Origin of the sequence: Streptomyces sp. NBC_00510 (genome assembly GCA_036013505.1) — a bacterium.
GTDB lineage: Bacteria > Actinomycetota > Actinomycetes > Streptomycetales > Streptomycetaceae > Actinacidiphila.
On sequence record CP107851.1, the window covers coordinates 4,219,525 to 4,232,541 of the forward strand.

The 13,017-nt window shown below is 73.2% G+C and carries 10 protein-coding genes; 3 read left to right on the forward strand and 7 right to left on the reverse strand.

Annotated elements, in window-relative coordinates; genetic code table 11:
• Positions 1-236: 236 nt before the first annotated feature.
• From OG937_18645 to OG937_18655, 3 genes are all read right to left on the reverse strand, one after another.
• Positions 237-1,286, reverse strand: coding sequence for a BMP family ABC transporter substrate-binding protein (locus OG937_18645; GenBank protein WUD73556.1), 1,050 nt, complete (start codon positions 1,284-1,286; stop codon positions 237-239).
• Between the two features lie 154 nt (positions 1,287-1,440).
• Positions 1,441-2,643 (reverse strand): amidohydrolase, encoded by a 1,203-nt coding sequence (locus OG937_18650; protein WUD73557.1) that lies wholly within the window; start codon positions 2,641-2,643, stop codon positions 1,441-1,443.
• Positions 2,644-3,195: 552 nt separating this feature from the next.
• Positions 3,196-4,758 (reverse strand): glycosyltransferase, encoded by a 1,563-nt coding sequence (locus tag OG937_18655; protein ID WUD73558.1) that lies wholly within the window; start codon positions 4,756-4,758, stop codon positions 3,196-3,198.
• Positions 4,759-4,964: 206 nt separating this feature from the next.
• On the opposite strand from OG937_18655, the gene OG937_18660 reads away from it, so the two are divergent.
• The 3 genes from OG937_18660 to OG937_18670 are packed head-to-tail and all read left to right on the forward strand — an operon-like array spanning position 4,965 to position 8,081.
• Positions 4,965-6,821, forward strand: coding sequence for a hypothetical protein (locus OG937_18660; GenBank protein WUD73559.1), 1,857 nt, complete (start codon positions 4,965-4,967; stop codon positions 6,819-6,821).
• Positions 6,818-7,189, forward strand: a complete 372-nt coding sequence (locus tag OG937_18665; GenBank protein WUD73560.1) for a hypothetical protein — start codon at positions 6,818-6,820, stop codon at positions 7,187-7,189. The genes OG937_18660 and OG937_18665 overlap by 4 nt, the downstream gene beginning before the upstream one ends.
• A 22-nt stretch (positions 7,190-7,211) precedes the next feature.
• Positions 7,212-8,081, forward strand: a complete 870-nt coding sequence (locus tag OG937_18670) for a hypothetical protein (protein WUD73561.1) — start codon at positions 7,212-7,214, stop codon at positions 8,079-8,081.
• An 87-nt stretch (positions 8,082-8,168) separates the two neighbouring features.
• Here the strand turns inward: OG937_18670 and OG937_18675 are convergent, their stop codons facing one another.
• Genes OG937_18675 through OG937_18690 form a run of 4 tightly spaced genes read right to left on the reverse strand, consistent with a single transcriptional unit; the run spans position 8,169 to position 12,861 of the window.
• Positions 8,169-9,284 (reverse strand): hypothetical protein, encoded by a 1,116-nt coding sequence (locus OG937_18675; protein ID WUD73562.1) that lies wholly within the window; start codon positions 9,282-9,284, stop codon positions 8,169-8,171.
• A gap of 3 nt (positions 9,285-9,287) precedes the next feature.
• On the reverse strand, positions 9,288-10,244 hold the full coding sequence (locus OG937_18680) for an N-acetylneuraminate synthase family protein (GenBank protein ID WUD73563.1): 957 nt from the start codon (positions 10,242-10,244) through the stop codon (positions 9,288-9,290).
• Positions 10,241-11,524, reverse strand: coding sequence for an acylneuraminate cytidylyltransferase (locus OG937_18685; GenBank protein WUD73564.1), 1,284 nt, complete (start codon positions 11,522-11,524; stop codon positions 10,241-10,243). Before OG937_18685 ends, OG937_18680 begins: the two co-directional genes overlap by 4 nt.
• A 29-nt stretch (positions 11,525-11,553) precedes the next feature.
• Positions 11,554-12,861 carry a hypothetical protein gene (locus OG937_18690; protein ID WUD73565.1) on the reverse strand — a complete coding sequence of 436 codons (1,308 nt, stop codon included), beginning with the start codon at positions 12,859-12,861 and terminating at the stop codon, positions 11,554-11,556.
• Positions 12,862-13,017 lie beyond the last annotated feature (156 nt).

The following is a 13,017-nucleotide window of genomic DNA, read 5'->3' on the forward strand; positions in this document are numbered from 1 at the left end:
GGACGCGTTGATGGCGCACTCTCCTCGCGGAAAAGAGCGGGGCGGGCGGGGTGTGGCGAACGTATCGCGAGGAGGGGCCTCTACGCGCGTAGCGTTGCCAGATCCATAAGGGGAAGAGTCACAACGGACACCGCGTGCGCGACACCCGGCTGAACGCAGGCGCGAGGCCCGGGAAGGGGGGAGCCTGGGCTGTCCCCTCCCGAGCCTCGCGACCGGCGCTCACGAGAGACCGGGCGTCACTTGACGGTCGTCTTGACCTTGATGTCGCCGTTCACGATCTTCTTCTTGGCCTCGTCCAGCTGGGACTTGATGTCGTCGATGAAGCCACCGCTGGTGGACAGGCCGACACCGTCCTTGGCCAGGTCGTAGGCGTGGGTGCCGGTCAGCGGGGAGCCGCTCTTGACCGACTCGACGACCTCGTAGACCGCGACGTTCACGTTCTTCAGCGCGGAGGTCAGGATCGAGTCCTTGTACTTGGCCAGACCCGGCTGCTCGTGCTGGTCGGAGTCGACACCGATCGCCCAGGCGCCGGACTTGCCGGCGACGGCCTCGATGGCGCCGTTGCCGGAGGAGCCCGCGGCCGCGTAGATCACGTCGATGCCGTTGTCCAGCATGCCCTGCGCGGCGGCCTTGCCCTTGGCGGGGTCGGAGAAGCCGGAGAGGTCCGAGCCGCTGGTCAGGTACTGGGTGGTGACCTTGACCTTCGGGTTGGTCTCCTCGACGCCCTGGCGGAAGCCGGCCTCGAACTTGTTGATCAGCGGGATGTCCACGCCACCGATGAAGCCGACCTTGTTGTCCTTGGTCTTCAGGGCGGCGGCGACACCGGCGAGGTAGGAGCTCTGCTCCTCGGTGAAGACGATGCTGTCGACGTTCTTGGCATCGACGACCGAGTCGACGATCGCGAAGGTCGTCTTGGGGTACTTCTTGGCCGCGGCCGTGATGGACTCGCCGTAGGCGAAGCCGACACCGATGACCGGGTTGTAACCCGCGTCGGCCAGGTCCTCCAGGCGCTGCTCGCGGTCGGCCTCGGTGTCGGAGGTCTTGGCGGTCAGCTCCTTGACGTCGACGCCGAAGTCCTCCTTCGCCTTGTCCAGGCCCTGGGCGGCGGAGTCGTTGAACGAGTGGTCACCACGGCCACCCACGTCGTAGGCGACGCCGACCTTCAGCTTGCCGCTGCTGCTGCTGTCACCGTCGCTGTCCTTGGAGCTGCTGCCGCAAGCGGTCGCGGTGAGCGCGAGAGCCGCGGAGGCTATACCCGCGGCGGCGATCTTGGTTACCCGGCGCAAGAGGGTACCCCTTCAACTCTGAGCGCCCCGTCCGGCGCTGGCTTAACCGGAGCTTAACGCGCGTAGATGTCAGGTAAAGGGGGGTTGGCCGCCCGTTATCGGATCGTCGCATTTCGGCCAGGTGACCCGGCCGTGTCGACCGGGTCACCCACCGTCATGCCAGCAGCGCAGCGGAGGTGAACAGCTCCACGCCGACCTTGATCGCGCCCTCGTCGACGTCGAAGTCACCTTGATGCAGATCACGCTTTGACGTGTCCCCAACGGGCCGTACGCCCAACCTCGCGAGCGCGCCCGGAACCTTCTCCAGGTACCAGGAGAAGTCCTCGCCGCCCAGGCTCTGCTCCGTGTCCTCGACGGTGTGCGCGCCGTAGCGGGCCGTCATGGCGTCGCGCAGCAGCTCGGTCGAGTCCGCCTCGTTGACCACCGGCGGCACCCCGCGGTGGTACGTCAGCTCCCACTTCGCCCGGTACATGGCGGCCACCTGGTCGATCACCTCGTGAACCAGGTCGGGGGCCTCGTGCCAGGCGTTCAGGTCCAGGCAGCGGACCGTGCCCTCCAGCTCGGCGTGCTGCGGGATGACGTTGGCCGCGTGACCGGCCTCGATGCGGCCCCACACGATGCTCATCCCGGAACGGGGGTCGATCCGGCGGGCCAGCACGGCCGGCAGCTCGGTGGCCATCTTGGCGGTGGCCATCACCAGGTCGGTGGTCAGGTGGGGGCGGGCCGTGTGGCCGCCCGCGCCGTCCAGGGAGAGCTCCAGCCGGTCCACGGCGGAGGTGATCGATCCCTGGCGCAGCCCGATCCGCCCGACCTCGACCTTCGGGTCGCAGTGTAGGGCCAGGATCCGGCCCACGCCCTCCAGCGCGTTCGCCTTGATGGCGTCCAGCGCACCGCCCGGCATGACCTCCTCGGCCGGCTGGAACACCAGCCGTACCGGACGCCTCAGCTTGCCCTCGCGCTCCAGCTCCGCCAGTACCAGGCCGGCGCCGAGCACCACCGTGGTGTGCACGTCGTGGCCGCAGGCGTGCGCCCGGCCGGGGACGGTGGAGCGGTACTCCACACGCTTGGTGTCCGGGATCGGGAGCGCGTCGAGATCCGCGCGCAGCGCCAGCCGCGGACGCTCCGGGTCGGTGGCGCCGATGTCGCACAGCAGACCGGTGCCGCCGGGCATCACACGGGGCTTGAGGCCGGCCTGCTCCAGGCGGGCCTTCACCGCGGCGGTGGTACGGAACTCCTGCCGGCCCAGCTCGGGGTTCATGTGCAGGTCCCGCCGGAACGCCACGAGTTCGGCCCGGAGCCGCTCGGGCACGACGCCCAACAGCGCACCTTCGGGTGCGGCGGGAACTGTGGGCGCCACTGGCACGGGGTTTTCGGAGGGTTCGGAGGCTGAGTCGTTCACCTCCGACAGGCTAGACCGCATCTGTACTCCTGATCGCTACATCGCCGTAAATTCATGCCGCGCGAGGAAGAAAAACTCCCCCGTCCGGCGCGTACCCCGCCCTGTACAGGGGTATGAACCTGGTTTATCCCTAGCCACTCCATAGTGGCCCAACGATCGCCCCGCCGCGAGGCAACGCCCTGTGACCGGCCCCGGGCGGCTCAGGCGAAAGCGGCGGGAGCCCCGGATCCGGACGGCTCAGAGGAGGGGCGGCGCGGGCCCAGGAGCGTCCTCCGGCGTCTGCCGGACCGGCAATGCGGACGGCACGGTCCACCACCGACGACCCGGCGCGGGACCACTCCCCGCGGGTGACCCGGCACGGGTCGGGCGAGGGCCCGGATCCCCCTTGGCTCCGGCACCGGCGGGCGGCCCGCCGGCCTCCGCGAGGTCGGCCGAGTCGGCACGCGGACCTGGCCGGCACGGACGGCCGGCCCGCCGCTAGGCGACGCCCTGTGACCGGCCCCGGGCGGCTCAGGCGAAGGCGGCGGGAGCCTCGGATCCGGACGGCTCAGGGGAGGGCCGGCGCGGGCCCAGGAGCCGCGCGTAGAGGTCGATGAGCGGCTCGGACTGCTTCTGCCAGGACCACTCGCGCAGCACGTCCGCACGCTCGTAGGCCTTGCGGTAGCGGCGCGGGTTGGTCAGCACGGCGCCGACGGCACGGACGAAGTCGGCGGTGTCTGCCGAGCGGAAGACCTCACCGTTGCCGATCTCCAGGGTCGGCCGGGCCAGCACGCGGACGTCGCTGACCACCACGGGCAGCCGGGCGTGCGCGTACTCGAAGTAACGGGCCGGGAGCGCGACCTGTCGGTCGGGGAGGCGGTGCACCGGGAGCACCCCGATGTCGGCCGAGGACAGGAAACGCGGGATCTCGGCGGGCGGCACGTAGGGCAGCACGTGCAGCCGGCGGGCCACGCCCAGCTCGGCGGCGCGGCCGGTGAGGGTGCGGATCCAGGGGTCGTCGAGGTCGGGGACGACCAGCGCGGCGTGCAGGTCGTACAGCTTGGGCAGCGCGTCGACGACCGTGAGCAGGCCGCGGGCGGGGCCGGCGGAGCCGCTGTGGACCAGCAGCGGGACCTCCGGGGCGAGGTGGCAGCGGTCGCGGACACCGGGCGGCGGCGGGGAGGGCAGCGGCTCGTGCGGCGGGGTGTTGCGGGCCACCGCGGGGCGGGCGGGCAGCCCGTGGCGCTCGCGGAGGCGGTCGGCGTAGGTGTCGGCGACGGTGACGACGCCGTCCGTCAGCGGCACGTAGCTGCGCTCGTGGGCGTCGCGGGCGACGGCGGCACGGCGGGTGGGCTCGGTCTTGGCGGTGGTGTCCCAGACCACCTCCACCCGGTGGCCGGTGCCCTCGGCGCGCATCGCGGCCCGCACGGCGGTGCCCAGGGTCCGGTGGCCCAGGGCGTGCACGAGGTGCGGGCGCAGTTCGTCGAGGACCGGGCCGTAGGCGATCTCCAGGTCGAGCAGGAGCGGGTCGAGCCGGCGCCAGCAGCGCTTGCCGAGCAGCAGCCGGGTCGTGGTGGCGGCGGCGCCTTCGAGGGGTCCGCCGGGGGTGGCGCGGCGGCGGACGGCGGCACGGTACTGCGCCGAGCGCAGCGCCGTCCAGGCACGGCGCAGCACGTGCCGGAACCTGCCGCCCGCGTGGGCCAGACGGGCGGCGGCCTTCACCGGTAAAGGGCGGTGGATCACGTCCAGCTCGGCCCCGCGGGAGGCCAGCAGGGCCGTGTGGGCGGCGAGCAGCGCGTTGCGGTAGGCGTGCGACTCGGAGCTGCGGTAGGCGAGGGCGTGCCGCAGGCCCGGACGGGGGCGCTGCAGCCGACGCCGGTGGAGCGTCTCGGCGACGGTGACGCGGATGAGCCGCACTCCCCCGGGCGCGGTGCCGGCACCGGCGGCCGGCCCTTCCGGGGCACGGCCGATGAGGGTGACCTCGTACCCCGCGGCGGCCGCGGCCGCCGCCACACGGTGCGCCCGGGAGTCGCCGTCGAGCGCGCTGTCCGCGAGGACCGCGATGCGCGGCGCGGACCTCGGTGCCGTTGCCATGGATCAAGACAACCGGGTACGGGTGACCGCTCGGTGAAGTGGATCTTGCGGAGAGTGGAACGACACCGGCCGCCGACCCGCGCGCCCTTGCGCGCCCCCGCACTTCAACACGCCCCGGCGCGACCGGTTTTCCCTCTTGCCACGCCTTTCGGGAGCTCGCCGGCGGCCACCAGACTGGTGTGACGAGGGGAAAAGGGGTGGGGCGTGTGACATCGCGATACCCGGGCGCCGGGAGCACGGGGGCCACCGGGGACACGGAGGCGTACGGCGCGGAAGACGGGGGTGCGGACGACGGAGGCGCGGCCGCGGTGCCGCCGCCCCGCCCCGGGCACGCGCCGCGGACGCCGCAGGGGGCGTCCGCGGCTCCGTACGGCGCCGAGGAGGACTGGAGCGCGTCCACCCGCTACATGTGTGCGGGGGCGCGTCTGGACGAGGGCTTCGCGCGCCGGGTGGTGCACGAGCTGCGGCACGAGCGGTACCGGGCCTGCGCGCCGTCCTACGGCGTCGACCTCGACCGGGTCGGCGCCCACGCCGAGCAGACCCTGCGCGACCTGCGCAAACGGGATCTGGCCGTCGGCGCCGTCTTCGTCCTCTCGCTGCTGGTCGCCCCGGTGACCACCCTCGCCTACTGGTTCGCCACCGCCTTCCTGCCCGGGGGCGGCACGCAGGCGGGCTCGGTGGTGCCGCGGCGGCGCCGGGTCCGGGAGGGGCAGCGCGACCCGGCCGTCATGGCGGTGCTGCGGGCCCTGGCGGTGCAGCTCGCCGTCCTGCTGGCGGCCTCCTGGCTCGGCGCGCTGGTGCCGTTCTGGCCGAGCGCCGGACCGGTGGTGACCTTCCTGCTGACGCTGGTGCTGCTGATCGGCTGCCCGTGGCTGTTCACCTGGGAGCAGCGCAACGCGGCGTGGAAGGCCATCCGTGAGCAGCTGACCCGTGAGGCCTTCCGCTCCCCCGCGGAGGATCCGCCCCGCGACCCGGACGCGGCGGGGCTGCCGCAGTCCTCCGTGGGCGGCGACGCGAACCTGGTCGTCTACAGCGGCTACCGGCCCTTCGTGGGCGCGGGCGACGAGGTCACCTCGTGGTCCTTCGCGATGCGGCTGACCCCCGAGGGCCATGAGCCGGGCTCCGGGCAGGAACCGCCTGCGGTGCCCTTCGACACGGCCGGGCTGATCCGGCGGATGGCCGACGACCTCGACGCCCTGCGCGCGGCCGCGGCCTCCCCGGTGGACCGGATCCCCGGCCTGGAGGTCACGGAGAAGGTCTTCGTCCACGGCACGGAACTGCGGCAGAACGCGCTGTACGGGGAGGCGGTGTTCTGGCCCGGCGCCGCGGGCCACTGGCCGCCCGAGGGCAGGCCGGCCGACCAGCTCTCCTCGGAGCGGATCGCGGCGGCCCGGGGCGTCGTCGACGGCCCCGTACGGCACTGCCTGGCCGCGCAGGTGCGCAGCTGGGGGACGGACCTGGTGCTGTCGGTCTTCGTCCAGACCGCGGTGAGCGGGGCGACGCTGTACCTGCAGGCCGACACCCTGGTGCTGACCCCGGTCCGGGAGGCCTACCGGGTCGCCGACTCCGTCTCCCGTCCCGAGGAGGCCGAGGAGGCGGCGCCCGGACTCGCGGACGCGCTGCTGCTCAGCCGCTCGGTGCTGATGTCCGCGCTGCCCGACGCCTACGCGGAGCTGCGCGCCCCGGCCCGGCGCGAGCGCGCCCTGGCGGCGCAGCGGACGGCCATCACGGACGACCGGCGCTATGACTTCGGGGCCAGGATCAGCCTGCGCGAGCTGGCGTCCTCGCACACCTACCGCGACTTCTTCCAGAAGGTGGACGTCACGCGCATCGGCAAGCAGATCGAGCTGCAGATCCTCGGCACGCTCACCGAGTTCCTCGCCGAACACGGCCTGGACCGAGGAGATCTGACACAGCATCGGAACGTCATCCTCAACCAGGGGATCATGATGACCGGCGGCTCCATGAGCGGCAGCATCGCGGCGGGCTCCGGTACCGCCGCGATCTCCACCGGCGGCCGGCAGCCCGCGGCCGGGACGGGCAGCGAGGGGGGCGCGAAGTGACGCCGCAGGATCCGGCTCCGCAGATCAACCACGGCATCGTGATCGCGGGCGACGCCCGGGTCGGCGACTCGGCCCTGGCCGCCGGGCGCGGGGCGTCCGCCCGCAAGGACGGCACGGACGCCGAGGCGCTGCGCGCGGCGCTCGCCGCGATCGGCGAACTCCGCCGTCGCCTGGACGCCTTGGAGGGCGCCGAGGCTGCCGGGGAGGAGGCCGGCGCCCTGGCGGACGACCTCACGGCGGAGGAGGTGGACGGGCGCCGGGTGGGCGAACGGCTGACCCGGCTGCGGGCCCTCGTCGGCGACGCCACCGCGCTGACCGGGCTGGTCACGGCGGTGCACGAGAGCGTACGGGCGATCACCGGTGGGTGAGCGTCCGCGCCGAGGGCGGTCGATGGCGGCGCTCGCGGTCTGCTGTGCGGCGCTGGCGGCGGCGTGCTCGCTGCCGGGGGACGGCGAGGGGGCGGGCAAGTCCGCCGACGGCCCCCGTACGACGGCGGTGTTCGCCCCGCGTGATCCCGTGGACGCGGCGCGGCTGCGGCAGATCGCCGACCTCATGGGGCGGCGCGCCGAGGGCTTCGGCTACGAGGACGTCACCGTGGAGGCCGGCGCGGGCCGGGTCACCCTCTCCCTGCGCGGAGGGAGCGAGCGGGAGATCGACTCGTTGGGGAAGCCCGCGGTCCTGGTCTTCCGGCCGGTGGTGCTGCTGGAGACCTCCGGCACCGGCTCGCCCGCGCCCCCGTCCGGCTCCGGGACGGGTCCCGGCCCGGGCACCGGCGGCTCCGCTCCCGGCGGCGCGGAGTACGCCGCTCTGGACTGCTCGGCGCCCGCCCAGCGGGTCGACCACCAGCAGGGCGCCGCACGGTGGGCCGTGGCCTGCGCCGAACGGGCCGAGAGCGGCACGTGGACGAAGTACCTGCTCGGACCCGTCGCCCTGGGCGGCACCGAGATCAGCGACGCGGAGGCCGTGCTCGACGCGCGGAACGCCACCGGATGGCAGATCCGGATGACCTTCGGCAGCAGCGGCGCACGGAAGTTCGCCGACCTCACCGCGCAGCTGGCGGCACAGCTGAGCCCGGCCAACCAGTGCGCGATGGTGCTGGACGGCGCGGTGCTGTCGGCGCCGCTGGTCAACTCGGCCATCACCGGCGGCACCGCCGTCATCACCGGCAACTACACCCGCAGCTCCGCCGGCCGGCTGGCCGCCCAATTGGGCAGCGGCGGTCTGCCGACGGAGATGGAGCTCGTCTCCGTGACGCACTGACCCGCCGGCGGAACGGGCCGGCGGGCCGGTGCGGGTCGGTCTCGTCCGTCCGGCCGACCGGAGGGCCGACCGGACGGACGGACGGGCTCAGTTGACGGCGGCCGTGCCCGAGGCCACCGAGGCCAGGCCGTGCAGGTCGCGGGCGCTGCCGGTGATCCCGGACAGGAAGCTCTGGGCCCGCGGCGAGGCCCGGTCGGTCAGCCACTCCGGATCGACGTCGCAGACCGTGATCTTGACGCCGGTGCCCTCCAGGGCGAGCGGCAGGGTGTGCACGACCGTGGAGGGGAAGCTCAGGACCGTGTGCCCGATCGGGCCACGGCGGGCGATCAGTTCCAGCGGCAGGTCGGGCCGGACGATCTGCAGCCCGGTCTCCGCGGAGAGCCGGTGCAGCTTGTCGGCGCTCTCCCGGCGGTGCGCGAAGTAGCGGGTGGCACCGTGCGCCCTGGTCAGGGCGGCGACGGCGGCCAGGTAGCGCTCGGGGTCGACCACCCCGGTCTCCACGAGGGAGGTGCCGACGATGTCGGTGCCGGCACTGATGGTGGGCGGGCCGAACCGTGCCCGTGTCCAGGCGAAGCGATTGGTCCGCAGCGCCATTCCGGGGGGAGGCGAGGCGGGCATCGAGCTGAACAGCTCGACCCGCCGCCCGGCACCTGGGGTGAGTCGGCGCCGGGCGGCAGAGGCGAAGACGCCGAAGGCCGCGTCCACCGGCGACAGCCGGCGGCCGCTGCGGTGCCAGCGGACGAGCCGGGCACCCCTGGCGAGGAGTTCGGTGAACTCCATGGTCGCCGTGCCGTCGTCCACGACGGTGATCTCCTTCGCCCGGCTGAGCGGCAGGAGCACCTGCACCAGCCGGGAGAAGGGGTCGCCGAGGACGACCCGTCCCGCGGCCCGCAGGGCCGGGGTCAGTTCGACGGCGGTGCGCACCAGCGAACCCCGGGAGGAACGGGCTTCGCACCAGCGCACCGTGATGCCCTCGTCCATCGCCAGCTCCGTCATGCGGCGGAGCTGGCCACGCGTCATGGGGTCACGCGGGGCGAGGGCGACGATGGTGAGCGGCCGCCCGGGCGCCACCGGGCCCGGGACGGCCGTGGCCGTCCCGGGCCGCGGCGTGGGCACCGCGGGCGGGTGAACATGCGCCCACTCCAGCACGTTGAGCAGCTGAACGGGGCTCTCTACGAGTGCCAGAGTGCCGCTGTCGCTCATGGATCAGGCCGACACCGACTGCGGCTCGGCCGCGGCGGCCGCCTGGGCCGCCTCCTGCTCGGCGATGACGCCGGGCACGCGGCGCAGCTTCTTCATCGGGCCGAGCTCGCCCTCGTAGACCTTCTTGACACCGTCGCCGAGCGCCTGCTCGATGATGCGGATGTCGCGGACCAGGCGGTCCAGGCCCTGCGGCTCGACGGAGGCGGCCTGGTCCGAGCCCCAGTTGGCGCGGTCGAGGGTGATGTGGCGCTCCACGAAGACCGCGCCGAGGGCGACGGCCGCGAGCGTGGTCTGCAGGCCGATCTCGTGGCCGGAGTAGCCGACCGGCACGTTCGGGAACTCACTCTGCAGGGTGTTGATCATCCGCAGGTTGAGCTCCTCGTGCTTCGCCGGGTAGGTCGAGGTGGCGTGGCACAGGATGATGTTCTCGCTGCCGAGCACCTCCACCGCGTGGCGGATCTGCTTCGGGGTGGACATGCCGGTGGAGAGGATGACCGTCTTGCCGGTGGCGCGCAGGGCGCGCAGCAGCTCGTCGTCGGTCAGCGAGGCCGAGGCGACCTTGTGGACGCGGACGTTCTCGAACTTCTCCAGGAACTCGACCGAGGGGACGTCCCACGGGGAGGCGAACCAGTCGATGCCCTTCTTGGTGCAGTACGCGTCGATCGCGCGGTACTCGTCCTCACCGAACTCCACCTTGTGGCGGTAGTCGATGTACGTCATGCGGCCCCAGGGGGTGTCACGCTCGATGTCCCACTGGTCGCGCGGGGTGCAGATCTCCGGGGTGCGCTTCTGGAACTTCACACCGTCGGCGCCGGCCTCCACGGCCGCGTCGATCAGGGCGAAGGCGTCCTCGAGGGAGCCGTTGTGGTTGATGCCGATCTCGCCGGTGACGTAGACGGGCTGGCCGGGGCCGACCAGGCGGTCGCCGATCGGACGAAGGCGGGCGTTGGTGGTGGTCACTGGGAGAGTTCCCTTCGGGAAAGTGAGGGGCCGAGGATCCACGAGGCGATCTCGCGGATAGCTCCGCTTCCTCCGGGCATTGCGGTGACGGAGCGGGCGGCGTCCTTGACGATGTCGTGCGCGTTGGCGACGGCCGTGGGCCAGCCGACGAGCGCGAAACAGCCGAGGTCGTTGACGTCGTTGCCGACGTACAGGACCCGCTCGGGGGCGATTCCTTGCTCCTCGCACCACTGCTTGAGTGCGAGGTCCTTGCGGTCGATGCCGTGGAGCACGGGGACCTTGAGCTTGCGGGCCCGCGCGGCGACGACCGGGTTGGTCTCCGTGGACAGGATCAGGACGGGCAGGCCGTTGTCGCGCAGGGCGGCGATCCCGAGCCCGTCACCGCGGTGCACGGTGACGGCCTCGCGTCCTTCGGAGTCGACCAGCACCGTGTCGTCGGTCTGGGTGCCGTCGAAGTCGAGTACGACCGCGTCGACGTCGTCGCGGGTCGGGTGCGCCGGCGCCTTTGGGGCGGTCTCCGTCGCGGGGTCGAGCAGCGGGGCCAGGGCGCGGGCGCGGGCCAGGTCGTCCGGCTCGTCGATCTCCAGGACCTTGGCGGGGTCGGTCCGCACCAGCGCGGTGTGGCCGAAGAAGCGGTGCTTCGCCTCGCGGAAGCCCGGGACGCGCATCGCGTAGGCGGCGCCGGTCTCCAGCAGGTCCTGCGGGCGGTCCTGGCGACGCGGACGGTGGGCCTTGTCGTGGTTGACGCCGTAGCCGCCGGTCGCGGCGGCCACCGTCGTACGGGACCGGCCGCCCTCGGCGGCCTCGTCGGCGGCCGCGGCGGCGCCGATCTGGTCGGCGGCGTCACGCCAGATGAAGCCGTGGAAGGGGGCCACGGTCACGGCCGTGTCCGCGCCGTCCTCGACGATCGCGGCGACCACGCCGTTGACGTCCTCGGTGGTGATGAACGGGCTGGTGCACTGGACGAGCAGCACCACGTCGGCGCCGCGCCCGGTCATCGCCTCGTGCGCGTCCATCGCGTGCAGGACCGCGGCCTCGCTGGTGGCGGTGTCCCCGGCGATGGCGGCCGGGCGCAGGACGACCTCGGCGCCGGCGGTGCGGGCCTCTTCGGCGATGGCGGGGTCGTCGGTGGAGACGACGACGTCGGTGACGAGGTCGGCCTCCCGGCAGGCGCGCACGGCGCGGACGACCAGCGGCACACCGCCGACCGGTGCGAGGTTCTTGCCGGGTACGCCCTTCGAGCCGCCGCGGGCGGGAATGACGGCCAACACCGTTGGCATGGTGGCTCCTTGCGACTTGGGGGGCGGGTTCACAGCTGGCCCCACCTGCGGATCACGGGCGCGACGCGCTGCACGCCCTGGCGGTACGCGGCGCGCGCTGAGTTGCGCGCGATGTCGCGCACGGCCCGGCGCAGCGGGCTGGGCTCGGTGGGCTCGGTCGCGGCGCCGGGCAGCGGCTCGCCCTTCGGGTCGAGGCCGTGGCGGGCGAGCACGCCGGGCAGGTAACCGGGCGCGGTGGTGGTCGTGTAGTACGGCGCCAGCGGCGGGAGCACAGGGGCGGCGACCAGTTCCGTGACGCGCTCGCGCACGGCACGGAAGGGGTCGCCGTCGGAGGCGATGCCCTGGCTGCGGGCCCACTCGGGGTGCACCCTCGGCACCTCGCCGGAGTCGATCTGGTCCCAGGAGGCGTAGGCGCCGGAACCGAGGAAGTGGTGGTTGCCGAGCGCCTCGCGGATCCCGAGGTCGGTGAGGACGGCCGTGGGGATGCCGCGGTGCATGGACTCCAGCGCCGCCGTCGAACTCACCGTCACCAGCAGGTCGGTGCGGTCCAGAACCTCGCCCATGTGCCCGTAGACGAGCTTGAGGTTCTTCGGCGGGTCCAGCTTGGACACCAGCTTCTGGTACGGCTGTTCCTCGATGTGCGTGGTGTGCTCGCCCGGCTTGCTGCGCAGCTTGACCAGCACCTCGCGCTCCGGGTGGAAGCGCGCGTGGTCCACCGCGCGGCGCAGCAGGTACGTGCGGTCCCTGCGGCTGTCCGGCACGGAGGGCTGGACCGCGAAGACCACGGTGAACGGCCGGTCCCCGGAGGGCTCGTAGGGCTTGCCCTCCAGGAAGGGCAGGGCGGTCTCCACGACCGTCCCGGCGTCGGTTCCGACGCCCTCGTAGACGTCGCGGAAGCGCTGCGCGTCGTGGGCGCTGTTGGCGAGCACGGCGTCGGCACCGGCCCGCAGCAGGAGCCCGTCGGCGAGCTTCTCGTAGACGACCCCGACGTAGCCGGTGACGACGACCGGGCGGCGGGGGGTGCCCTGCCAGGAGCGGGCGAGTCCGTGCAGCATGGCCTGGACGGTGCCGCCGACGCAGGAGAGCACGACGACGTCCGTGGTGTCACGCGAGGTCCCGGCCAGGAACTGCGCGGCCGTGACCTCGCGCATCGAGTCCGCGGGGATGCCGACCTCGGCGAGCTGGCGCTCGGTCGGGGTCGCCCGGCCGCGGAGCAGGCGGGCGTCGAGCCGCGCCTCCGGGGCGATGCGGCGCGCCGTCAGCGCACCCCATTTCCATCGGGTGTCCGAGTCGGCGAGGACAGTGACCCTGATCGGGTCGGCGGTACTTGCTGGCACGCCGCAGACGCTAGGAATGCATTCCGAGCGGGTCTCCAACGCAACGCCAACGGACGGTTAACAACGCGCCGCCGAATGGGGAATCGGCTGCCCCTGACGGCGGATTCATGATTCCGCCATCTCCCGTTCACCCGGGGGTGGGGAAGGCGTCAGGGT